Origin of the sequence: Myroides sp. JBRI-B21084, assembly GCF_030545015.1 — a bacterium.
Taxonomy (GTDB): Bacteria; Bacteroidota; Bacteroidia; order Flavobacteriales; family Flavobacteriaceae; genus Flavobacterium.
The window spans coordinates 930,763-954,384 of record NZ_CP120653.1 but is presented as its reverse complement, the minus strand read 5'-3'; the positions used below and the strand labels follow the sequence as shown (position 1 = coordinate 954,384).

Here is a 23,622-nt window from a genome sequence, read left to right as displayed (position 1 = left end):
TTAAACTGCGATTTTTTTATAAGCTATATAAATTTTTTAAGGCGTCTTGTAAACTTACATACTTAAAAGTATAACCTAATTTTATTATATTTTCAGGTTTTACATGTTGACTACTTAACACCAAGGCAGCTTTTTCACCCATTAAAATTTTTACCAAAAAATTTGGAATATTAGGCAACCAAAATGGTTTATTTAATTGATTAGCTAAGGTTTTTAAAAAATCATTTTGTTGAACTGCATTTGGAGCAACAACATTAAAAACACCTGGCTTTTGCGTAGTAATTAATTTGTATAGAATTTGAACAACATCGTGATAATGTACCCATGACATCCATTGTTTGCCGTTTCCTAAATTAGCACCTATCCCTTTGGAAACTACTTTATCTAATTCGTTTAAAACACCATGCTTTTTAGATAATATCAATCCAAAACGTACAAATGCATTAGCTATACCTAATGTTTCAAAATTTTTATTAGCTTGTTCCCATTGTTTACAAACCATTGCTAAAAAATCGTTACCAAAATCTTGGGATTCTTCTGTAAAAATAAAATCTTCACTGCTTTTATAAATACCAATTGCCGATGCGTTTATTATATAATTAACCTGATGATTTGTCTCTTTTAAAGCTTTAAACAAGGTGTTAGAACTAGATAATCTACTTTGTAAAATTTGGTTTTTATTGTATGCGTTCCATTTACAATTAATGGAATGTCCGGCTAAATTTACAATTACATCTACCCCAATTAAACAATTATTATCAATTGTGTTTTTTTCAGGATTCCATAAAAATCCTTGATAGTTTTTATTTGTATTGTTTATTTTTTGTTTTGAAGTAGTTACATAATGAACCGTACAATTATTTTGTAACAAAAAAGCAGTTAATGCACTGCCAATAAATCCGGTAGCACCTGTAATTAAAACTTTCATTTTATTTTGCTTTTATAGTCCATTCAAAATCATACGTCCCTACTTTATCTCCAGTTTCATCAAAACCTTCAGATCGCACCCAAAATGCAACCCCTTCTTTTGTGTTTAAAGCCATTTGAATTTTTTCTTGAATCATTAAGCCTTCTACACATTTAAAAGTAATTAAACCTGTTGCCTTTTTTGTAAAGTTAGATTTTTGATTTAGCACTAACATTGAAAATTTTTGCTTACTATCTTTAATAGCTTTCATAACTAAAACGCCGGTTGTAAGTTCGGCACCCATGTTTTGAACAGCAAAATACATTGATTTAAACGGATTTTGATTAAACCATTTGTGTTTAACTTTTACTTCGCAACTTGCGGTAGATATTGACGATACTCTTACGCCTGAAAAATAAGCCGAAGGCAAATTTTTAAGTAAATACAGGTTTAAATTTTTGGTATTAAATTCCATAATTCATCTAGCTTTTACGCTAATTTACAAAAAAAACTAATCCAATAACGGAAAAACCAATTGTTAAATAAAAGTTAATTTTAAGTACTATGCAATACAAAGTACATGCTTTTGTATATATCTTTGTTATATCAAAAATACAACACAGCAATTTTCAGATGTATCAAAAAACACTTAATATGCATAAATTAATTTGAATTGTTTACTTAATACTTACAAAACGATACATCTGTTTAATTGCAACTAAAATATAAGTTCTATGAATATTGAAAACACAAAAGCGCAAATGCGGAAAGGAATTCTAGAATTTTGCATTTTATCTGTTCTAAAAGAAAAAGATTGTTATACATCAGAAATTTTAGATCAACTTAAAACCGCAAAATTATTAGTGGTAGAGGGAACTGTTTACCCTTTACTAACCCGCCTAAAAAACGACGAATTACTAAGTTATCGTTGGGAAGAATCAACATCTGGACCACCCAGAAAATATTACAGGCTAACCGAGCAAGGCAATTTATTTTTAAATGAATTACAAGTTACCTGGAAAGAATTAAGCGAAGCCGTTAATATAATTACAAACAAACACAGCCATGAATAAAACAGTTACAATAAATATAGCAGGACTTGTTTTTCATATTGATGAAGATGCATTTAACAAGTTAGATTCGTACATTAATGCTGTACGAAATTCAATACAAAAAGAAAGCGAAGACGAAATTATTTCGGATATTGAAGCACGTATAGCCGAACTTTTTTCGCAACGTATTGATCCGCAAACAGGCGTAATTCGTATGAACAACGTTGATGAAATAATTGATATTATGGGTAAACCCGAAGATTATATTATTGAAGACGAACCGCAAAACAATATACAATTTACAACAAATACAAAGGGTTATAAAAAAATGTATCGCGATAGCGAAAAACGTATTTTAGGTGGTGTTTGTTCGGGCTTGGCTCATTATTTTAACATTGACCCTGTTTGGATGCGCATAATATTTGTATTGCTATTCTTTTTATATGGTGTAAGTATTTTGGTTTATTTTATTTTGTGGATAATTATTCCAAAAGCTGTTACTGTTGCCGATTTTTTAGAAATGAAAGGCGAACCTGTAAACATTTCAAACATTGAAAAACAGTTTCGCGAAGGTGTTTCAACATCGTATCAAAAAATAAAATCTACAGGTAATACAGCAGCCGATACCATAAAAAAAATAATAGGCGTTTGTTTTGTTATTTTTAGTTCAACAGCTTTGTTTGGAAGTTTTTTTATACCCGTTATTTTTTATTCAAAACCCATGAATTTTGCAAACGAATTTGTTAATTATAACGAAAACGTTATTGGAATACCCTTTTGGGCCATAGGTTTAAGTTTGTTTTTAATGTGTGCTGTACCGTTTATTATACTTTTATTGGTAGGTATAAAATTATTAAATAGCAAATTAAAACACATAGGTTGGGTTTCGGCTATTCTTGGCTTTATATGGTTAATTGCAACATTTATTTTTGCTTTTGTTATGATTAATATAGAAATTGAAGATGATAAAATTAAAGATTTATTAGATGATAATTTTGAAACGAAACTATCAAAAACCGAATTGGTATTAAAAGAAAATGATACTTTGAATATCTTTTTTGAAAAAGACCAACGCATTTATTCTATAAACGATACCATTGAATTGGGCAATAAATACAGCGAAGTAAACGATATTGATGTTGATATACTTGAATCGAACACAGGTAAATCCTATATTGAAATTGAAGAAAACTTTTTTAACAATAATTTACTGAATATTAAAAAATTAGGTAAATTTAATATCGATATAGAAACAAATAAAAATAGTAATACTTTAAATTACAATTATTCAATAAAAAGTGATACCTTAGTACTTTCAAAAACAATTTTAATTACGTTAAACGATTTTACTGAAGACTCTAAAGTGCGCATTAAAGTACACATTACACCAGACAAAACAGTTAAAATTAACGGAAATGATAAAGAGTACTTTTGGAATTTAAACGTTGAAAACGGTAAAAATTATTACAAATTCAACAATAACGGTGAATTAGAAAACACAAATCAATTATAAACTAAAACTTAGGGCTTATGTTTTATTTAATATTATTAATCGGTCAAACAATTATTGATCTTATAAAAAGCTTGTTTTAAAAAAATGAACGCCTTCTTTATGAAGGCGTTCATTTTTTATCAATCAATTGTATTTTACCTGAAAAAGTATCAAAAACATTTCTAAAAATGTAAAAATATGTACCTTGCGGCAATGGTTTGTTGTCTTTATCTTGACCGTTCCATTGATTGGTATAACCATTTCCGTGTTCATAAATTAAATTGCCGTGTTTATTGTAAATTTTAAGTTCGTTTATTTTAAAAATATCCAAATTTAAGTTATCGTACAAACCACTTTCGTTTAGTTTTAATTCTTGCGGAATAACACAATTATTTACTTGAAAATGTATAATATTATTTGCTAATTTATCATTCCCTAAAACCCTAACCCAAATAGTAAATGGAAAAGTAGGTGGTTGGTAATTAACGGTATTTTTAATTTCGTTTAAATTTTCAGTGGCATTAAACTCGGTTTCATAAAATTTTAATTGCACTTGGTGTGTATAATCATACAATTTACCTAACAAAACAGTAACCAGATTTAAATTTACAGCTTTGGGATTATTTTGGTAATTACAAATATTTAAAAGCTCATTTAATGTACCAAAAGGTTTGATTTGTGCAGTTAGTTTAAAAGAAGTAAAACTTGTACAACCATTTAACTTATTTACAGCTCGTACCCAAATAACATTTTCTGTGAATGTGTTTACTTGATATTTATTTATTTCTACAATTGCATTTGTGCCGATTAATGCGTCTTTTTTAGATTCGTGAAACGTAATTAAAACATTTGTTTCATTACAAATTTCTTTGCTTATTTTTAGTAAATCAAAAACAACAAAACCATTATTGTTTGTATCGCATAAAACTAAATCGTTTACTTTATTCAATTTTGGCGTTATAATTAACTTTGTTTTTTTGGTTGCAATATTATTATTTTCGTTTATTTCAATAAGATTTCCCATACCTGTTCCGTTGTCATCTATAACAGCTGTTAAAACAAAATCATTAGGTATATTTTCTGGTATTGTAAGCATTACAAATCCTTTTTGCGTTTCTTTAGGCTGTAGACTTGCTTTGGTAGATGTTGTTCCCAACAATATTTTATCGGCATAAAAAGCAATAGGTACACTTGGTAAAAGGCGTGTATTACCTTTATCATTAAAAACAGAGTAATTAACTTTAATAATTCGGCTATCGCACATCACTTCAACATCGTCAATAGTCATACTTGCATCGGCAAACAAACTATTTAAGGCAACAGCAATATTGTTAATAATTACTAAATCTTGTTGGGTTTTTATTTGAACAGAAATTTCGGTATCGCCAAGTTCTAAAAAATTTCCAACATTATAATAATCTAAATCCATGTTCCACAAATCTGCCAAACCAGTGAAACTGTTAGTTCCGTTAAACGCATTATTTAAAGGGTTTAAAGGTGCATTACTTATAATTTTATTGTTGATTTTTAATTCTTCGGCAACAGCTAAATCTTCATCGCCTTCCCATGCTAAAAAACCAACTTTAGCATTAGTAACATTAGTAACATTTAGTCCGTTTAAAGTAATTAAAACATTTGCTCCGGTATTATCAACAAGCTGAAAACCATCGTAAATACTTACTACTCTGTTTAAAAGTTGAGCATCTTCATATACAAGAAAAATAGACCAACCTGCATAATTACTGCCGCTTGTACAATACGGTGCAATTACATTTGTTAAATCAAAATTACTTAATGTATAAATAGCAGAACCTGTAGCTTTTACAAGATTTGTAACATTAGCAAACGCGCCAAAAAAAGGTAAATCACTTGGCCCAATTGCTGTAAAAGTACGTTCGGCTTTAATTTCGTTGCCGTTTAACTGCACTTGTAAATCGGCTTGTGATAAACCGCCCGAACCAGACCAGTATAAGTAAGCTGCAATTATTTTTTGATTAGGTTGTAACGTTAATTTTGCGTTAGATTGGGTTAAAACCGTACATGAATTGTTAGTACCATTTGGTAAACTGTTCATGGTATTCCCTATCATTAAAAAATCATAAGGACCTGTAAATTGTTTAAAAATTTTAATAGGCTGCCCAAAACCTTGTAAACCAAAAATAATTAGTAAAAATTGTAGTATTTTTATCATTATTAATTGTTTGGATAAAAATACAAAAAAAATAATACAAACGTTTAGTTAAGTGGATACTCTATAACTTTTACATTATCTGTTTTTACAAGGTACATTACTTTTCCTTGGTTTTGAACGACTAAAGTATCTTTTGTTGGCACTAATTTATAAGGAATTTGATATTCTAAAATATTTTGATAATTTTTAGTTTTATAGCTTGATTCAAGAACCGATTTTATAAACTGATTTTCATTAAACCAATAATGTTGATCTGATTTATTGTAAAAAAACGAATCGTCATCGGTTGTTTTATTCAAAAACTTTAAGTGAACTGTATCTAAATACAAAATATCGTTTGGTGCCAAACCAACGTTTCCTTGCGAAATACCTATATTGCTATTATCAGCAAATTCATTAACAGGGTAAACTCCTTTTAATTGCCAAAACCCCATTAATTCTGATGATTTAGGCATATTTTTATACTTATTTAAAGTATCTTCAATTTCGTTACTACATCCTATTAACAATAAAACTGATAGTAAAAACATTATTTGCTTCATACCTATTTTACTTCTTTAATTAAATAAATATATCCGGTTATAGTTTCAAAAGGAGTGCTAAAAACGTAATAATAAGTGCCTGTTGGCAAATCTTTACCGTTGTTATCTTGCCCTACCCATTGGTAGGTATATCCTTTACCATGTTTGTAAACTTCTTTCCCGTATCTGTTATAAATTTTAAGATAATCTGGTGCATATATACTTAAATCAAATCCATCGTTGCTTCCATCAAAATTAGCAGAAACACCTTTTTGAATAGGGCAATCTTTTGTTAAATTTACGTGTAATTTGGTGTTATTATTCTCTTCATCAATTTCGTAAACTATACCCTTTTTATTTCCTGTATCGTCTACCCTAATTTCTAAATCAAAACGGTATCCAAATTTTTCAGGAATATTTAATGTTGTTGAGAAGATAGCATCATTGCCCTCTGTTATTTCTTGTGTAGTTTGATCACGACCTACCAATTCATCGTTAATATAAAATGCAATAGGCGTTTGAGCTTTTAAAGGATGATTTCCTTTGTAATTACCAACTGTATAATCTATATCAACTGTTCGTGTATGGCAGTAGTTTTTAAAATTATTTGCTTTTATGGTTGCGTCGGGAAAAACACTGTAAACCGATAGCACAATAGTATTAAAAAGCACAACATCGGCAGCTGTTGTTACTTTAATATCTAAAACGGTATCGTCTACTTTTACAAATGAACTTAAATCGTATTGATCCAAATCCATATTCCACATTTCAGTAGAATTTGAATACGTATTAGTACAATTAAAAGCATTATTTGCAGGATTTAAGGCGTTTGATACTATTAAGTTATTAATCCGTAACTCTTCGCCCGATGCTAAAGTAGCATCACCTTCCCAAGCTAAGAACGATATTTTTGAATTTGCTGCATTGGTAATTCTAAATCCGTCTAATACAATATTAATATTAGGATTATTGCCTCCTAAATTTTCAAATCCATCGTAAACAGCAACCAAATTATTTTCAATATTTTCATCTTTGTAAACTACAGTAATAGACCAACCTACGTAATTTCCTCCACAGTATTTAGCTATGTGCTTTCTTAAATCTAAATCGCTTAAATCATAATCGGTTTCACCAAATTGTTTAACAATATTTGTTACATCGGCAAAAGCAGAAAAGTACGCATATTTTTCATCAGTACTAAAAGCTAAAAAGTTAGTGCGTTCTGCTTGTACCTCAATGTTGTTTAACTTAACATTTAAATCGGCTTCTTTAGGATTACCAACCCCAGACCAATACAAATAGGCTGCAGCAATTTCTTTTGTACCTGGAATATTTAAAGTTGCAGATGATGAAGTTAAAATATCGCACAAATTAGCATTACCGTTTGCTTGAACATTAAGGGTATTACCAAGCATTGTATAATCATAACTACCGTAAAACTGCTTGTACAAAGAAATTTTTTGTGAAAACACAAATTGAGTAACGAATAAAGTTACAACTAAAAGTAAATTTTTAAACATTTTTTTTGGTTGATTTAAATATTTGGCAAAATTATTAAAAAGACATTATTTAGCAACATTTTAAAAAAAATTAGACCATTTTTTTAAAAATTTCATTAAACCATTGTTCTTCTTTTAAAAAGAGCATTTCAATTGGTAAATAATACAATTGATTTTTAGGCAGATGATTTTGCAAACGCATATAATCTTTTTCGGTTGTAATAATTTTACGACCGTTTGCTTTTTTAATGATATTTTTTAAATCTTGTTCAGTAAAAAAATGGTGATCAGGAAAAGTTAAACAATCCATTTTATTACAATTTAAATACGCATAAAAATATTCGGGTTTTGCAATACCAGCTACGGCTATAAAATCATTTTTTAAATTGCTTATTAAAATTTCTTCATCATTATTTGTAACCGAATGATGGTAATTAATTGTAGAAAAGAAAATACGATCATTAGCAATAGTTATTTTCTTTTTTATTTGAAGCATTTCTTGCTCTGACAAATTTTTAGGACATTTAGTAACCACTACTACATTGGCTCTTTTTACCCCTGATTTACATTCGCGCAAATTACCCGCAGGCAAAACCAAATCGTTATAAAACAAATCATTGTAAGCGGTAAGCATAATGTAAAAACCTGCTTTTATTTTTCGGTGCTGAAAAGCATCATCTAACAAAATAGTTTCAGTATTAGGCAAATACTCTAAAATTTTAGTTACACCTTCAACCCTATCAGCATTCACAGCTACATTAATATTTTTAAATTTAGAATGATATTGAAAAGGTTCATCTCCAATTTCTTCAATTGTAGTAGTATCCTTAGCCAAATAAAACCCTTTACTTTTACGTTTATAACCACGACTTAAAACAACTAATTTTCTTTCAGCAGATAGCAATCGCACCAAATATTCAACCATTGGTGTTTTACCCGTTCCGCCCACCGACAAGTTTCCCACAGCAATAACAGGTAAATTAAAAGCTGTTGATTTTTTAATTCCTTTATCGTAAAAAAAATTACGCAAGCTTGTTATAGCTGCATAAATCAACGATAACGGTAATAATATTTTGCGGAGGTCTTTCATTTACAAAAACTTTGGTTTAAAATGGTAAACGAAATTAACGATTATTTTTATCTTTGATACAATTAAAAATTAAATTGTGAAAGTACATCAACTTATCCCTATTTTAGAAGAAATGGCACCAACGGCTTTTGCCGAAGATTTTGACAACGTTGGATTACTTGTTGGCGATAAAAACTCTGAAATTACAGGAATTTTAATTTGTCATGATGCTTTAGAAACAGTTGTTAACGAAGCTGTTGAAAAAAACTGTAATGTAATTGTGTGTTTTCACCCTATTTTATTTTCAGGTATAAAAAAAATAACTGGTAAAAATTATGTAGAACGCGCAGTTATTAAAGCTATTAAAAATGACATTGCAATTTATGCAGTTCATACAGGTTTAGACAATCATAAATTGGGAGTTAACAAAATTTTGTGCAATGCTTTAGGGGTAACTAACACTAAAATATTAATTCCCAAACAACATTTTATATATAAACTAACCACTTTTGTACCTAAAAACAATCTAACGAACGTACAAAAAGCTTTATTTAATGCGGGTGCAGGTGCAATTGGCAATTATTTTGACTGTAGTTTTACATCAGCAGGCGTTGGATCGTTTACAGGCAATCAAGATAGTAATCCAGTTATAGGAAATAAAAATGTATTCACCGAAGTTGAAGAAACAAAACTTGAAGTTACTTTTGAAAAACACCTACAAAACAATATTTTAAAAGCATTGTTTGAAAGTCATCCGTATGAAGAAGTTGCTTATGAAATAACAAAACTTGAAAACAATCATCAAAATATTGGTTTAGGAATGATTGGCGATTTAGATACCGAAACTAATGAAAAAGATTTTTTAATTTTTGCTAAAAATAAATTACAAACAGGTGGTATACGTCATTCAAATTTTCTAAATAAAAAAATAAAAAAAGTAGCCGTTCTAGGTGGCTCAGGAAGTTTTGCAATTTCGGCAGCAAAAGCACAACAAGCCGATGTATTAATAACCGCCGATTTAAAATATCACGATTTTTTTCAAGCCGAAAATCAAATTTTATTAGTCGATGTTGGTCATTTTGAAAGTGAAATGTATGTAAAAAATTATATTTTTGATTATCTATTGAAAAAAATTCCTAACTTTGCAATTATTTTATCAAGCATTAAAACAAATCCGGTTAACTACCTATAAATATGGCAAAGAAAGCAGAAACTGTTGAAGAAAAATTAAGAGCGTTATACGACTTACAATTGATTGATTCAAGAATAGACGAAATTCAAAACATGAGAGGTGAATTACCCCTTGAAGTAGAAGATTTAAAAGATGAAGTTGCCGGACTTACTATACGTTTGGAAAAACTTACAAACGAAGTTGAATCAATTGAAGGACAGATTAAAGCTAAGAAAAACGATATTGAAACGCATAAAGCTGCAATTAAAAAATACACAGAACAACAAAAAGACGTTCGTAACAACCGAGAATTCAACTCTTTAACTAAAGAAATTGAATTTCAAACGTTAGAAATTGAATTAGCTGAAAAACATATTAAAGAATTTAAAGCTTCAATTGAATACAAAACGAATGTTATTGAACAAACTTCTGAAAAGTTAGAGCTTAAAAAAGTACATTTACATCATAAAGAAAATGAATTAAATGGTATTTTAGTTGAAACTGAACGTGAAGAAATTGCATTAACTGAAAAATCTGAAGAATTTGCATCTGCAATTGAAGACCGTTTACTAAATGCTTATAGAAGAATACGAAACAGTGTTAAAAACCGTTTAGCTGTTGTTTCAATTGAACGTGGCGCTTCTGCTGGTTCATTCTTTACCATTCCACCGCAAGTTCAAGTTGAAATTGCTGCTCGTAAAAAAATTATGACAGACGAGCACAGTGGTAGAATTTTAGTTGATGCTGCTTTAGCTGCTGAAGAAAGAGAAAAAATTGATACAATTATCAAAAATTTAAAATAAATTTAAGCCTCTATTAAAAGAGGCTTTTTTTATGACGTTTTGGAAAAACATAAAATATAAATTACTTACAAAAGGTTTTGGGTTATACATTAACTCCTTGCACTATTTAAACGCAAAATTTGCGGCAAATACTGCATATACCTTATTTTCTGTACCTCGTGATGGCGTTTTAAAATCGTTACCCACTTTTTTAAGTTCAAGCGCAATGCAAAAGCTCAACTTTAATCAATACCATATTCAAACATACGAATGGTACGGTACAAAAGAAACCATTTTACTTGTACATGGATGGGAAAGCAATGCTAACAGATGGCAAGGGGTAATTCAATATCTAAAAAAATTAGACTACCGCGTAATTGCACTCGATGCACCTGGCCAAGGTTTAAGCAGTGGTAAAGAATTAAATGCCGTATTGTACAGCAAATTTGTAAACGAGGTTTGCAATCATTTTAAACCACAATTTATAATAGGTCACAGTTTAGGCGGAATGACAATGCTGTACTACCTAGCAACCTACCAACCTAACTTTATTAAAAAAGCAATATCTTTAGGTGCTCCCAATCGCTTTTTACGTATCACCGAAAATTACAAGCAACTTATATCACTAAGTAACAAATCGTACCAAGGTTTTCTAAACGAATTTTCAAAACGTTTTTCTATGAAACCAGAAAATTTTAATAGCAGCTCATTTATCGATTCAATAAAAATACCATTAGGAATTATACACGATAAAACAGATACTGTGGTTCCATATTCCGATGCTGTTGAAATTATATCTAAACATAATTATATTCCCCTTTACACAACAGAAAACTTAGGACATAGTTTGTATGACGAAATCGTTAACCAACAAATTATACATTTTTTAGAAAACAACTGCTTTAAATCGTAATTTTGCAAAATGGAACAAGAAGGAAAAAGAATAAATAAATTTTTATCAGAAGTAGGTTATTGCTCGCGTAGAGAAGCCGATAAATTATTAGAACAAGGCAGAATTACTATTAATGGTAAAATTCCAGAATTAGGCACCAAAGTTACCCCTACCGATATTATTCATGTAAACGGTAAATTAATCACTTCAAAAGAAGATCCAAAAATATATTTAGCACTTAACAAACCGGTAGGAATAGAGTGCACAACTAATCAAACTGTAAAAGGCAATATCGTAGATTTTGTAAACTATCACGAAAGAATTTTTCCTGTTGGAAGGCTCGATAAAGACTCTGAAGGATTAATAATTATGACAAACGACGGTGATATTGTTAACAAAATACTTCGTGCACGTAACAATCACGAAAAAGAATATATTGTTACCGTTAACAAAACCATTACCGACCGTTTCATTGAAAGAATGAGTGCGGGTGTACCTATTTTAGATTCTATTACTAAAGAATGTAAAGTAGAAAAAATAAGCAGTACCACTTTTAGAATCTTTTTAACACAAGGTTTAAACAGACAAATACGTCGTATGTGTGAGTATTTTGATTACGAAGTAATTGCCTTAAAGCGAATCCGCATTATGAATATTTCGTTAGATGTACCAACTGGTAAATATCGTGAAATTTCGCAATCCGAAATGAATGAATTAAACCGCTTGATTAGTGAAAGTATTAAAACCGAAGAAGGAAGCTTGCCTAAAATAGCTAAAACTTCTGAACATAAAAATCAAGAACCAAGTAAAACTAGAAAAGAATTTAAAAAGAAATTCCCTGAACAACGCCCTTTGCGCAACGAGCGTAGAAATAGAAACAATTAATCATACTTTAATCCAGCCCATTTCGGTTGGATTTTTTTATCCTAAGTTAAGTGTTTTACATTTGGGCAATCCCCTCCACTACGTTGCGGGTCGGGCTCTCGCGAGTCGCTTTTGTTTTTTAGCAAAAACAAATAGCTCCAACAAACGCTCCATCCCTATTGCAGATTGTTGATTGTATTCAATAGATTGTAAAAAAATCAGTGGTAATTAGTGCAATCTGTGGTAAAACAAAAAATCCTCATCATTACTGATGAGGATTTAAAAAAAGGCGACGACTTGACCAAAGGGACACGCCGCACCTATAAAAAAAGAAAACCCCAATCTTTTCAGATTGGGGTTTTACTAAAAAAAGGCGGCGACATACTCTCCCACATTAAAATGCAGTACCATCTGCGCTATCGGGCTTAACTTCTCTGTTCGGAATGGGAAGAGGTGAGCCCCGATGCTATAACCACCTTAAGCTTTTGGTTTATTACACTTGTAACAAACTATTTTGTTAACATATTTTCGATACTTTTTGTAGATTATTTCAAGTTTAGTCTTAATACTAAATTCTCAATATTATTTTTATAAAGCAATTCCTAGAGCACATAAGCTTACGGGCTATTAGTACTACTTGACTATGACATTACTGCCTTTACATCTGTAGCCTATCAACGTTGTCATCTTCAACGACCCTTTAAAGAAATCTCATCTTGTGGTGGGTTTCGCGCTTATATGCTTTCAGCGCTTATCCCTTCCCAACGTAGCTACTCAGCGATGCACCTGGCGGCACAACTGATACACCAGAGGTTAGTCCAATTCGGTCCTCTCGTACTAGAATCAGATCCACTCAAATTTCTTGCGCCCACAGTAGATAGAGACCGAACTGTCTCACGACGTTCTGAACCCAGCTCGCGTGCCACTTTAATGGGCGAACAGCCCAACCCTTGGGACCTTCTCCAGCCCCAGGATGTGACGAGCCGACATCGAGGTGCCAAACCCCCCCGTCGATATGAGCTCTTGGGGGAGATCAGCCTGTTATCCCCGGCGTACCTTTTATCCTTTGAGCGATGGCCCTTCCATGCGGAACCACCGGATCACTATGCTCTACTTTCGTACCTGATCGACTTGTTAGTCTCGCAGTCAAGCTCCCTTTTGCCATTGCACTCTACGCACGGTTACCAAGCGTGCTGAGGGAACCTTTAGAAGCCTCCGTTACTCTTTTGGAGGCGACCACCCCAGTCAAACTACCCACCAAGCAATGTCCTCAACATGTATCGAGTTAGATCTCAGATAAGCAAAGGGTGGTATTTCAACAATGACTCCACAACGCCTAGCGACGCCATTTCATAGTCTCCCACCTATCCTACACATCACTTATCCAAGAACAATACTAAGCTATAGTAAAGGTGCACAGGGTCTTTTCGTCCCACTGCGGGTAATCGGCATCTTCACCGATACTACAATTTCACCGAGCTCATGGCTGAGACAGTGTCCAGATCGTTACACCATTCGTGCAGGTCGGAACTTACCCGACAAGGAATTTCGCTACCTTAGGACCGTTATAGTTACGGCCGCCGTTTACTGGGGCTTCAATTCAATGCTTCTCCGAAGATAACATCTCCTCTTAACCTTCCAGCACCGGGCAGGTGTCAGGCCCTATACTTCATCTTACGATTTGGCAGAGCCCTGTGTTTTTGATAAACAGTCGCCTGGACCTTTTCACTGCGGCCAGCATTGCTGCTGGCGACCTTTCTCCCGAAGTTACAGGTCTATTTTGCCTAATTCCTTAGCCATGAATCTCTCGAGCACCTGAGGATACTCTCCTCGACCACCTGTGTCGGTTTGCGGTACGGGTTGTAATAATCTAAGTTTAGAAGCTTTTCTTGACAGCCTTTAGGTACACTATCACTTTGCCCGAAGGCTCCGTGTACTATCGCATTTCTCCAAGTTCGACGCATTTTACTATCAAACCTATAGGTACGTGCTTTAACGAACTATTCCGTCAGTTCGCGGTACTTTCACCACTGCGTCACTCCATCACAACTATTACAAGTACGGGAATATTAACCCGTTGGCCATCGACGTCCCCCTTCGGGTGTGCCTTAGGTCCCGACTAACCCACAGCTGATTAGCATAGCTGTGGAAACCTTGGTCTTACGGTGTGCGGGTTTCTCGCCCGCATTATCGTTACTTATGCCTACATTTTCTTTTCTAAACAGTCCAGCAATTCTCACAAATCACCTTCTACCCAGTTTAGAATGCTCCCCTACCACTTGTATTTACATACAAATCCATAGCTTCGGTAGTATACTTATGCCCGATTATTATCCATGCTCGATCGCTCGACTAGTGAGCTGTTACGCACTCTTTAAATGAATGGCTGCTTCCAAGCCAACATCCTAGCTGTCGGGGCAATCAAACCGCGTTTTTTCAACTTAGCATACATTTGGGGACCTTAGCTGATGGTCTGGGTTCTTTCCCTCTCGGACATGGACCTTAGCACCCATGCCCTCACTGCTGTAAATCATTTATTAGCATTCGGAGTTTGTCAGGAATTGGTAGGCGGTGAAGCCCCCGCATCCAATCAGTAGCTCTACCTCTAATAAACTATATCAGCGCTGCACCTAAATGCATTTCGGGGAGTACGAGCTATTTCCGAGTTTGATTGGCCTTTCACCCCTACCCACAGGTCATCCGAAGACTTTTCAACGTCAACCGGTTCGGTCCTCCATTTGGTGTTACCCAAACTTCAACCTGCCCATGGGTAGATCACACGGTTTCGCGTCTACCACTACTGACTATAGCGCCCTATTCAGACTCGCTTTCGCTTCGGCTGCGTAACTTAATTACTTAACCTTGCCAGCAACGGTAACTCGTAGGCTCATTATGCAAAAGGCACGCCGTCACCCAACGAATGGGCTCCGACCGCTTGTAGGCGTATGGTTTCAGGTTCTATTTCACTCCGTTATTCACGGTTCTTTTCACCTTTCCCTCACGGTACTGGTTCACTATCGGTCTCTCAGGAGTATTTAGCCTTGGCGGATGGTCCCGCCGGTTTCAATCAAGGTTTCACGTGCCCCGACCTACTCAGGATACCACTATCTAATACTTCACTTACCTATACGGGACTATCACCCTCTACGGTTCATCTTTCCAGATGATTCTAATTCGCTTAGCTTAAAATGTCGTGGTCCTACAACCCCAAAATTGCCGTAACAACTTTGGTTTGGGCTTCTGCGCGTTCGCTCGCCACTACTTACGCAATCACTTTTGTTTTCTTCTCCTCCGCCTACTTAGATGTTTCAGTTCAGCGGGTTTGCTCACCTATCGGTGTACTATGTCTTCAACATAGTGGGTTGCCCCATTCGGATATCTGCGGATCAATTCGTATGTGCCAATCCCCGCAGCTTTTCGCAGCTTATCACGTCCTTCGTCGCCTCTGAGAGCCTAGGCATTCCCCATACGCCCTTATTTTGCTTATTGTGCTCTACTTTAATCCCTAAAGATTAAATGTGCTTTATATTATTTCTAATATTATTCTACTTTTTAAATGTATCTCAATATGTCAATGAACTTTTTTCGCTTGATGCGAATTGTGGAGAATATCGGAGTCGAACCGATGACCTCCTGCGTGCAAGGCAGGCGCTCTAGCCAGCTGAGCTAATCCCCCATTCTTTTAGCTTTCAGTTATCAGCCGTTAGCTTTCAGCGGATTGTTGATAACTCAACTTCTAAAATTTCCTTTTATGGTATTTTTCACAGCTTTTTAATTCGTAATTTTCTATTTCGTAATTAAAAGTAGTCCCGGGCAGACTCGAACTGCCGACCCCTACATTATCAGTGTAGTACTCTAACCAGCTGAGCTACGAGACTCTGTAATTTTTTACCTTTTTTTTGAACTAACAGTTAAGAGTAAGAGATTTTTAAACCATCTCTAGAAAGGAGGTGTTCCAGCCGCACCTTCCGGTACGGCTACCTTGTTACGACTTAGCCCTAGTTACCAGTTTTACCCTAGGCAGCTCCTTGCGGTCACCGACTTCAGGTACCCCCAGCTTCCATGGCTTGACGGGCGGTGTGTACAAGGCCCGGGAACGTATTCACCGGATCATGGCTGATATCCGATTACTAGCGATTCCAGCTTCACGGAGTCGAGTTGCAGACTCCGATCCGAACTGTGACCGGCTTTATAGATTCGCTCCCTATCGCTAGGTGGCTGCTCTCTGTACCGGCCATTGTAGCACGTGTGTGGCCCAGGACGTAAGGGCCGTGATGATTTGACGTCATCCCCACCTTCCTCACAGTTTACACTGGCAGTCTTGCTAGAGTTCCCGACATTACTCGCTGGCAACTAACAACAGGGGTTGCGCTCGTTATAGGACTTAACCTGACACCTCACGGCACGAGCTGACGACAACCATGCAGCACCTTGTAAATTGTCCGAAGAAATATCTGTTTCCAAATACGTCAATCTACATTTAAGCCCTGGTAAGGTTCCTCGCGTATCATCGAATTAAACCACATGCTCCACCGCTTGTGCGGGCCCCCGTCAATTCCTTTGAGTTTCAGGCTTGCGCCCGTACTCCCCAGGTGGGATACTTATCACTTTCGCTTAGCCACTCAGTCCGAAAACCAAACAGCTAGTATCCATCGTTTACGGCGTGGACTACCAGGGTATCTAATCCTGTTCGCTACCCACGCTTTCGTCCATCAGCGTCAATCGTTGGTTAGTAACCTGCCTTCGCAATTGGTATTCCATGTAATATCTAAGCATTTCACCGCTACACTACATATTCTAGTTACTTCACCAAAATTCAAGCCCTACAGTATCAATGGCAATTTTTTGGTTAAGCCAAAAACTTTCACCGCTGACTTATAAGGCCGCCTACGGACCCTTTAAACCCAATGATTCCGGATAACGCTTGGATCCTCCGTATTACCGCGGCTGCTGGCACGGAGTTAGCCGATCCTTATTCTTACAGTACCGTCAAGTTCCCTCGCAAGGGAGTGTTTCTTCCTGTACAAAAGCAGTTTACAATCCATAGGACCGTCTTCCTGCACGCGGCATGGCTGGTTCAGACTTGCGTCCATTGACCAATATTCCTCACTGCTGCCTCCCGTAGGAGTCTGGTCCGTGTCTCAGTACCAGTGTGGGGGATCTCCCTCTCAGGACCCCTACCCATCATCGTCTTGGTGTGCCGTTACCACACCAACTAACTAATGGGACGCATGCTCATCTTATACCAATAAATCTTTAATATCTGAATGATGCCATTCCTATATCCTATAAGGTATTAATCCAAATTTCTCTGGGCTATCCCTTAGTATAAGGTAGATTGCATACGCGTTACGCACCCGTGCGCCGGTCTCAAGGAAGCAAGCTTCCTCTACCCCTCGACTTGCATGTGTTAGGCCTGCCGCTAGCGTTCATCCTGAGCCAGGATCAAACTCTTCATCGTATGTTTTTTATATTTTTTGATGTGTCGTTTAAAAACGTAATCTCTTACGCTCTTACTCTTTTTTTTCTGTTAATCCAATATGTCTATGAACTTGTCTCTTCTTCTGTCGCTTTGTTTCTTAAAGCGGTTGCAAAAGTAGTAACTTTTTCTAATCTACCAAAACTTTTTTAGTTTTTTTTGAAAAAGTTTTTTTTGTGGGCGATAAGGGATTCGAACCCCTGACCCCCTCGGTGTAAACGAGGTGCTCTGAACCAGCTGAGCTAATCGCCCCTATTTTGTTTTTTGAACGGATTGCAAAGATAACAACCTTTTGTAATACCATCCAAATTTATTTTTTACTTTTTTTTCTAGGAACGTGTTGCTTGCTGTGCTGCTAAGCGGGTGCAAATATACCACCCTTTTTTTGGCTTTTGCAAACTTTTTGCAAATGTTTTTTTAGTTTTTTTATAACCTACTTAATTGTAGTAATTTACGAATTATGAATTTTGAATTACAATTGTTGTTGGCGTGTTTTTACTAAATAAAACATACTTACTATATGTAATATTACTTTGCCTGTTCGCTTCGCTCGGGGCTTTTGGTTTTGAAAATTTTTATTTTTTTACAACAGTTTACACTCATTGGCACGGATTTTATATTTACAGTAAAGTGTTTTATAGTAAAACAGTCTTCATACATGTGTATAGAGGCTGTTGGTTTTTATTGTTGCTCAAAGTCGGGAGACTTTGCGCAGCTGGGTATTATCTAAATACAGATTCTTTTTTAACTCAGTAATACTATCTGTTCTAACTTTATTTAAAAAATCACCATATTTTTTAATATTCCTTATTTTGAATTTTTTATGCTTTCCAACAATCATTTCTTTTCCATTCTGATAAAAAATTTTTCTTATTGTAAAACTTGAATCAAAATAAATTTTAATACAATATATAGGAATTGGTGAAAAAGAAATTTGCATAACATATAAATTATCATCAATTCTATAATTAAAATTATTGACAAAAATGTTTAAATTCATTTCTTTATCATAAATATTATACTTCTTGTAAAATTCTGTTTTAGTTAAAAAAATAGAATCTTTGAGATTTAAAGCTTTTTGAGTATTTAAAATATTTGTATTTATATCTAATACATATTCATCTCTTTGATTCCTATATAATTCGATTTCACGGAGAATACTATCTTTAAATATAATTTTAATATTTTCTTTTGATTGTTCAATTTTTACAACTTTATTATTACTGATATTTGTTAAATCTATTCTTTTAGTACAAGAAATAAAAAACAGTAAAATCAATAAAAAATTTAATTTTTTAATATATCTCTTCATAAAATTTATTTTCTCTTTCAAAAGTTTTTTTCATATTCTTATCATTATTAATTGCTTCATTCATAAAGTTTTCATAATTATTTACACCTGGATGTGTACAATCCCAATTCTTAAGAGCTTTGTGTTCTGAATTACCTCCAAATTCATCCCTCTTTAAAGCCTCTATTAATTTTTCTTTTCCGTGTTTTTCATAATAATTAATTATACGTTGAATTTTAGTACCATGTAACATTAATTCATGACCTGTTATCTCTAACAAAGTGTCTAAACTCCTACCATCTGTATTTATTTTTAATTGAAAAAACAATTCATCTGTTTTATCATCAATCCCATATACAAACCTAGCTTGTGCCGACAAATAAGCAATTTCAGTATCTCCATCTTTTATATTATGTTCTGATATGCGTAATTCGTAATTTGAAAATTTACCGTCTTGGGAGGCTTTATTACCAAGGAAACTAGTACCTTTTTTCATAAAATTTTTAACAAAGGAATCACCACTATTGGTAGCCATGAACCTCCTCATAACTCCAGCGTAATCTGAAGTCAAAGTATTACTCTTTACAGTTAAATCACCATTCTTTAACTGTGTTAATAGGGATGGAACTATTATTTCTGGAGTTGTTTTTTCCATCCCCGTAGGATCCGTAAACATAATAGGGTTGTTCCCTGTGTATAAATATGGCTCCATCGTCTGCTCGGCTAACGGATCCACACTTACAAATATACTAATTCTTGGGTTACTTCGTCGGGCTCAGCATAAACTCCATAACGTGCGCCGTAATAATACATTTGGGTGGCATCGTCTAACTCAGCGCGCAATGCGCGATTCGTTCATCTAGAGCTCAGCCCACTTTTTCCTTCGAAATCGTTGAATTTGTAAAAAAATTGAAATGCGTGATTTTCACAAAAGGAATATTAAGTCTTAAACAACTTTAAAAACTGTAAGCCCGCGTTAGGGATGGCAGCGGATAGCCTTTTATTGGCGGCTGAGGCACTGGAAGCGCCGATAAAAGCTATGAGCGTACAGCCCGACCCGCCAATTTACCGTTATATTTTTTTGTACTGTTTGGGTGTTTTTACTTGTATTTAGTGCTAAGGCGGTTTGTGAGGGGAACGCCCAAAAAGAAAAATCCCGCCAAGTGATTGACGGGGTATCTTATATTTGTTACATTTTATTTACCTATACCAAAATATTGGAAGCCTTGTTGCGTAATTTCAGTTGGATTTAAAATGTTTCGTCCATCAAAAATAAAAGCGGGCTGTTGCATTTGTGTTTTTATTGTTGCGTAATCAAGATTTTTAAACTCGTCCCATTCGGTTACAATTATTACGGCATGGGCTTGCTGAAAAATATTTGTTGTTTGGTTGTATATTTTTATTTGTTGCTGCAACTGATTGGTTGTTTGATTGGTAGCTTTTTCTAAATCGGTTAAAATTTGTTGTTGAGTTACTTTTGGGTCGTAAATATGTAACTCAGCTTGTTCTTCTATTAAATAATTAGCGATATCAATTGCTGCAGATTCGCGTGAATCGTTCGTATCTTTTTTAAATGCCCAGCCTAACATTACTATTTTTTTTCCAGAAACTGTGTTAAACATTTTTTGCACAATTTTACGTGCAAAACGGCTTTTTTGGTAATTATTCATTACAATTACTTGTTCCCAATAATCGGCAACTTCATTCAATCCAAAAGTTTTGGCAATGTAAACCAAGTTTAAAATATCTTTTTGGAAACACGATCCGCCAAAACCAACCGATGCTTTTAAAAATTTATCGCCAATACGCGTATCTTTCCCAATTGCAAAAGCAACCTCATCTATATTTGCTTCGGTAGCTTCGCAAATTGCCGACATAGCATTTATTGACGAAATTCGTTGCGCTAAAAAGGCGTTAGCTGTTAGTTTTGAAAGTTCACTAGACCAAATATTTGTTGTAATAATTTTATCAGCTGCTACCCAATTTTTATAAATATCAGTTAGTGCAGCAATGGCATTTTTACCTTCTTGGGTGTGGTAATCGCCACCTATTAACACGCGATCGGGGTTTAACAAATCAACAATTGCAGTTCCTTCTGCTAAAAATTCGGGATTTGATAAAATTTCGAACTGCACATTATTTTGCGACTGCTTTAATATACTTTTAATGGTTGATGCCGTGCGAACAGGTAATGTTGATTTTTCTACTACAATTTTATTTGTAGTTGCTACACTTGCAATTTGGCGTGCGCAAAGTTCAATATATTTTAAATCGGCGGCCATACCTTTTCCTATTCCATAGGTTTTAGTTGGTGTGTTTACCGATATAAAAATCATTTCGGCTTCATGTATAGCCAGGTTTACATTAGTACTAAAAAATAAATTTACGTTTCGTGTTTGTGCCACAATTTCAGCCAACCCTGGTTCGTAAACAGGTAAAGCTTCTAAGTTTTCTGAATTCCAAGCGTTAATACGTTCTTGGTTAACATCAACAACTGTTACTTTTATATGTGGATTTTTTAATGCAATTACCGCCATTGTAGGTCCGCCAACGTATCCTGCACCAATACAACAAATTGATTTTATCATAAAATTTTTAAAATATTGCAGATTACATACTGCTTTTAAATTCCAAAATTACTAAATGATTTGGACTTTTATTTATAAACTATCTTCTTTAAAAGTAAAAGGTATTAAATTTTTTACAGAAGGCGATTGAATAATTTGTCCTGATTTACCCATAAAATAAATAGGAATTGGTTTTGCTTGTTTATTTTCATATTCTAACAACGATTGTCTACAAGCGCCGCAAGGTGGTATAGGCTCTAACGTATCTTTTAAGATTGATGAAGCTGATATACAAATAGCTGTAATTTCTTGATTAGGAAAATTGGCTCCGGCTGCAAAAATAGCTGTACGCTCTGCACATAAACCCGATGGATAGGCTGCGTTTTCTTGATTTGAACCCAAAACAACTTGTCCGTTTTTTAGTAAAATTGCAGCACCAACCTGAAATTTTGAGTAAGGTGCATAAGCTTGTTGCCTAACATTTGCTGCTTTTTGCATTAAACTTTGTATTTCTAAAGGCAAATCGGTAGTAGTATTATAAGCGTAAAAGGTTGTTGGTATGTTGATTTTTTTCATATAAACAGACAAAAAAGCCCAAACAATTTGCTTGGACTTTGTTAGTATTTTTTTGTGAAATTAATTTTTGTAATAATCTTTACCAAAATTAAAAGTTAATGAAAAACGAAGTGTATTTTCTAAAGGGCTTTGTATTTTACCCGTAGCTAATAAATACGATACATCTATATTAACAATATTGTATTTAAAACCTGCACCTAAAGTTGCAAATTTACGCGCCCCTTTATCTTCGGCTTCGTTAAAATATCCTAAGCGAAAGGCAAACGAATTTTGATACCAATACTCTGCTCCTAAAGACCAAGTAAACTCACGCATTTCTTCGCTAAAACCACCTGGTGCATCGCCAAAAGATTTAAACATACCCGAGAACCAACCTATATCGCGGTATTCTTGAAAGCGGTTGTTTACCGTTTCTCCATTCTCGTAAGTTTTATTACCGTTTGCATCAACAAAAGTAGGTTGTAAATTTGAAGGTACTAATAGCTTAGTAGTTTCACCGTAAAAAGTAACCGTATTGTAACTATCTAAAATATAATCGTACCCTAAACCTAAACGCAACGTAGTTGGAATGTTACTTGCAAAATTATCATCGCCCGTATAACTTACTTTTGGCCCCATGTTTTGAAAGTTGAAACCTGCACGCAATCTACCTTCTGCATTACTGGTTTGGAAGCGTTCGCTTTCGTAATAACCAGCTACATCTACAGCCATTGTGTTTGCACTTGTTTCGCCATCGCCTCTTAATTTTAAGTTTGAACTAATGTATCTACCAGCAACAGCCATACCAAAATTCTCAGAAAATTTAATGGTATAAGAAATATCTACAGCAAATTCATTTGGTTTTTCTACTCCTTGAAATTCGCCTGTTTGGTTCGTAAGGTTAATTTCGCCTAAAGTAAAATAACGCAAACTGGTACCTACAGCACTACGATCGTTTATACGGTTGTAATAACTAATACCAGTTAAAGAAATATCGCTTGCAATTTTAGACATATATGGTGTATAGGACATTGCAAAACCTTGCTGTTTTTCAGCAAAAACATATTTCGCTGGATTGTAAAATTGCGAAAAAGCATCGGGTGATGTTGCTACACCCATATCACCTAATCCGCCAGAGCGTGCATCAGGTGTTATAGTTAAAAAAGATACTCCTGTTGTAATAGCCGGATTGTACGATAATGGTGTACCATCGGGCATAGGTAATTCTTGTTGTGCAAATGTTGCATTTACCGCAAATAAACTTACAATTGCTATCGAAATTTTTTTCAT

17 protein-coding genes, 3 tRNA genes and 3 rRNA genes are annotated in these 23,622 nt (G+C 34.3%); 6 read left to right on the top strand and 17 right to left on the bottom strand.

All coding sequences use genetic code 11. The features are described from left to right. Positions 1 to 16: 16 nt before the first annotated feature. Both P3875_RS04670 and P3875_RS04665 read right to left on the bottom strand, forming a co-directional pair. Positions 17 to 928 (bottom strand): TIGR01777 family oxidoreductase, encoded by a 912-nt coding sequence (locus P3875_RS04670; RefSeq protein ID WP_303445108.1) that lies wholly within the window; start codon positions 926 to 928, stop codon positions 17 to 19. Between the two features lies 1 nt (position 929). Continuing rightward, a complete protein-coding gene (locus P3875_RS04665; protein WP_303445106.1) occupies positions 930 to 1,382 on the bottom strand; it encodes a DUF4442 domain-containing protein in 453 nt (150 codons plus the stop codon). A 259-nt stretch (positions 1,383 to 1,641) separates the two neighbouring features. On the opposite strand from P3875_RS04665, the gene P3875_RS04660 reads away from it, so the two are divergent. Both P3875_RS04660 and P3875_RS04655 read left to right on the top strand, forming a co-directional pair. Beyond that, positions 1,642 to 1,980: a PadR family transcriptional regulator gene (locus P3875_RS04660; protein ID WP_303445104.1), complete on the top strand. Its 339-nt coding sequence runs from the start codon at positions 1,642 to 1,644 to the stop codon at positions 1,978 to 1,980. Continuing rightward, a complete protein-coding gene (locus P3875_RS04655; RefSeq protein ID WP_303445103.1) occupies positions 1,973 to 3,472 on the top strand; it encodes a PspC domain-containing protein in 1,500 nt (499 codons plus the stop codon). The genes P3875_RS04660 and P3875_RS04655 overlap by 8 nt, the downstream gene beginning before the upstream one ends. A 109-nt stretch (positions 3,473 to 3,581) precedes the next feature. Here the strand turns inward: P3875_RS04655 and P3875_RS04650 are convergent, their stop codons facing one another. The 4 genes from P3875_RS04650 to lpxK all read right to left on the bottom strand — a co-directional run bounded on the left by P3875_RS04650 (position 3,582) and on the right by lpxK (position 8,752). Beyond that, positions 3,582 to 5,642, bottom strand: coding sequence for a gliding motility-associated C-terminal domain-containing protein (locus P3875_RS04650; protein ID WP_303445102.1), 2,061 nt, complete (start codon positions 5,640 to 5,642; stop codon positions 3,582 to 3,584). A 44-nt stretch (positions 5,643 to 5,686) separates the two neighbouring features. Continuing rightward, positions 5,687 to 6,184, bottom strand: coding sequence for a hypothetical protein (locus P3875_RS04645; RefSeq protein ID WP_303445101.1), 498 nt, complete (start codon positions 6,182 to 6,184; stop codon positions 5,687 to 5,689). A 2-nt stretch (positions 6,185 to 6,186) separates the two neighbouring features. Beyond that, positions 6,187 to 7,683 carry a gliding motility-associated C-terminal domain-containing protein gene (locus tag P3875_RS04640; RefSeq protein ID WP_303445100.1) on the bottom strand — a complete coding sequence of 499 codons (1,497 nt, stop codon included), beginning with the start codon at positions 7,681 to 7,683 and terminating at the stop codon, positions 6,187 to 6,189. 70 nt (positions 7,684 to 7,753) lie between these two features. After that, entirely contained in the window at positions 7,754 to 8,752 is a 999-nt protein-coding gene (lpxK, locus tag P3875_RS04635; RefSeq protein ID WP_303445099.1) for a tetraacyldisaccharide 4'-kinase, read from the bottom strand. Positions 8,753 to 8,828: 76 nt separating this feature from the next. Between lpxK and P3875_RS04630 the strand changes: the two genes are divergently transcribed. The 4 genes from P3875_RS04630 to rluF are packed head-to-tail and all read left to right on the top strand — an operon-like array spanning position 8,829 to position 12,461. Then, positions 8,829 to 9,923: a Nif3-like dinuclear metal center hexameric protein gene (locus P3875_RS04630; RefSeq protein ID WP_303445098.1), complete on the top strand. Its 1,095-nt coding sequence runs from the start codon at positions 8,829 to 8,831 to the stop codon at positions 9,921 to 9,923. 2 nt (positions 9,924 to 9,925) lie between these two features. Further along, a complete protein-coding gene (locus P3875_RS04625; RefSeq protein WP_303445097.1) occupies positions 9,926 to 10,705 on the top strand; it encodes a zinc ribbon domain-containing protein in 780 nt (259 codons plus the stop codon). Positions 10,706 to 10,736: 31 nt separating this feature from the next. Further along, the gene (locus P3875_RS04620; protein WP_303445096.1) at positions 10,737 to 11,597 is read left to right on the top strand and encodes an alpha/beta fold hydrolase; all 861 of its coding nucleotides are present in this window, start codon (positions 10,737 to 10,739) and stop codon (positions 11,595 to 11,597) included. Positions 11,598 to 11,606: 9 nt separating this feature from the next. Beyond that, entirely contained in the window at positions 11,607 to 12,461 is an 855-nt protein-coding gene (gene rluF / locus P3875_RS04615) for a 23S rRNA pseudouridine(2604) synthase RluF (RefSeq protein WP_303445095.1), read from the top strand. Between the two features lie 347 nt (positions 12,462 to 12,808). Here rluF and rrf read toward each other — a convergent pair. The 11 genes from rrf to porV all read right to left on the bottom strand — a co-directional run bounded on the left by rrf (position 12,809) and on the right by porV (position 23,622). Continuing rightward, a 5S ribosomal RNA gene (gene rrf, locus P3875_RS04610) occupies positions 12,809 to 12,920 on the bottom strand. Positions 12,921 to 13,046: 126 nt separating this feature from the next. Further along, a 23S ribosomal RNA gene (locus P3875_RS04605) occupies positions 13,047 to 15,929 on the bottom strand. Between the two features lie 113 nt (positions 15,930 to 16,042). Continuing rightward, a tRNA-Ala gene (locus P3875_RS04600) sits at positions 16,043 to 16,116 on the bottom strand. A 128-nt stretch (positions 16,117 to 16,244) separates the two neighbouring features. Next, positions 16,245 to 16,318 (bottom strand) — tRNA-Ile (locus P3875_RS04595). A gap of 65 nt (positions 16,319 to 16,383) precedes the next feature. Continuing rightward, positions 16,384 to 17,901: ribosomal RNA gene (locus P3875_RS04590) — 16S ribosomal RNA — on the bottom strand. The 16S, 23S and 5S rRNA genes sit together here with 3 tRNA genes alongside, the layout of an rRNA operon. 195 nt (positions 17,902 to 18,096) lie before the next feature. After that, a tRNA-Val gene (locus P3875_RS04585) sits at positions 18,097 to 18,171 on the bottom strand. A gap of 439 nt (positions 18,172 to 18,610) precedes the next feature. Beyond that, positions 18,611 to 19,231 carry a hypothetical protein gene (locus tag P3875_RS04580; protein ID WP_303445094.1) on the bottom strand — a complete coding sequence of 207 codons (621 nt, stop codon included), beginning with the start codon at positions 19,229 to 19,231 and terminating at the stop codon, positions 18,611 to 18,613. Next, positions 19,215 to 19,946 carry a hypothetical protein gene (locus P3875_RS04575; RefSeq protein ID WP_303445093.1) on the bottom strand — a complete coding sequence of 244 codons (732 nt, stop codon included), beginning with the start codon at positions 19,944 to 19,946 and terminating at the stop codon, positions 19,215 to 19,217. The genes P3875_RS04580 and P3875_RS04575 overlap by 17 nt, the downstream gene beginning before the upstream one ends. Before the next feature lie 460 nt (positions 19,947 to 20,406). Beyond that, positions 20,407 to 21,798, bottom strand: coding sequence for a nucleotide sugar dehydrogenase (locus P3875_RS04570; RefSeq protein WP_303445092.1), 1,392 nt, complete (start codon positions 21,796 to 21,798; stop codon positions 20,407 to 20,409). Positions 21,799 to 21,870: 72 nt separating this feature from the next. Next, on the bottom strand, positions 21,871 to 22,353 hold the full coding sequence (gene cdd, locus P3875_RS04565; protein ID WP_303445091.1) for a cytidine deaminase: 483 nt from the start codon (positions 22,351 to 22,353) through the stop codon (positions 21,871 to 21,873). Positions 22,354 to 22,413: 60 nt separating this feature from the next. Beyond that, a complete protein-coding gene (porV, locus tag P3875_RS04560) occupies positions 22,414 to 23,622 on the bottom strand; it encodes a type IX secretion system outer membrane channel protein PorV (RefSeq protein ID WP_303445089.1) in 1,209 nt (402 codons plus the stop codon).

What these genes read in the sequence shown, in the direction of transcription:
- P3875_RS04665 (WP_303445106.1), bottom strand. Translation starts at nt 1,382, where the DNA reads ATGGAATTTAATACCAAAAATTTAAACCTGTATTTACTTAAAAATTTG.
- P3875_RS04650 (WP_303445102.1), bottom strand. Translation starts at nt 5,642, where the DNA reads ATGATAAAAATACTACAATTTTTACTAATTATTTTTGGTTTACAAGGT.
- P3875_RS04580 (WP_303445094.1), bottom strand. Translation starts at nt 19,231, where the DNA reads ATGAAGAGATATATTAAAAAATTAAATTTTTTATTGATTTTACTGTTT.
- P3875_RS04670 (WP_303445108.1), bottom strand. Translation starts at nt 928, where the DNA reads ATGAAAGTTTTAATTACAGGTGCTACCGGATTTATTGGCAGTGCATTA.
- P3875_RS04655 (WP_303445103.1), top strand. Translation starts at nt 1,973, where the DNA reads ATGAATAAAACAGTTACAATAAATATAGCAGGACTTGTTTTTCATATT.
- P3875_RS04620 (WP_303445096.1), top strand. Translation starts at nt 10,737, where the DNA reads ATGACGTTTTGGAAAAACATAAAATATAAATTACTTACAAAAGGTTTT.
- P3875_RS04645 (WP_303445101.1), bottom strand. Translation starts at nt 6,184, where the DNA reads ATGAAGCAAATAATGTTTTTACTATCAGTTTTATTGTTAATAGGATGT.
- P3875_RS04640 (WP_303445100.1), bottom strand. Translation starts at nt 7,683, where the DNA reads ATGTTTAAAAATTTACTTTTAGTTGTAACTTTATTCGTTACTCAATTT.
- P3875_RS04660 (WP_303445104.1), top strand. Translation starts at nt 1,642, where the DNA reads ATGAATATTGAAAACACAAAAGCGCAAATGCGGAAAGGAATTCTAGAA.
- P3875_RS04570 (WP_303445092.1), bottom strand. Translation starts at nt 21,798, where the DNA reads ATGATAAAATCAATTTGTTGTATTGGTGCAGGATACGTTGGCGGACCT.
- porV (WP_303445089.1), bottom strand. Translation starts at nt 23,622, where the DNA reads ATGAAAAAAATTTCGATAGCAATTGTAAGTTTATTTGCGGTAAATGCA.
- rluF (WP_303445095.1), top strand. Translation starts at nt 11,607, where the DNA reads ATGGAACAAGAAGGAAAAAGAATAAATAAATTTTTATCAGAAGTAGGT.
- P3875_RS04625 (WP_303445097.1), top strand. Translation starts at nt 9,926, where the DNA reads ATGGCAAAGAAAGCAGAAACTGTTGAAGAAAAATTAAGAGCGTTATAC.
- cdd (WP_303445091.1), bottom strand. Translation starts at nt 22,353, where the DNA reads ATGAAAAAAATCAACATACCAACAACCTTTTACGCTTATAATACTACT.
- lpxK (WP_303445099.1), bottom strand. Translation starts at nt 8,752, where the DNA reads ATGAAAGACCTCCGCAAAATATTATTACCGTTATCGTTGATTTATGCA.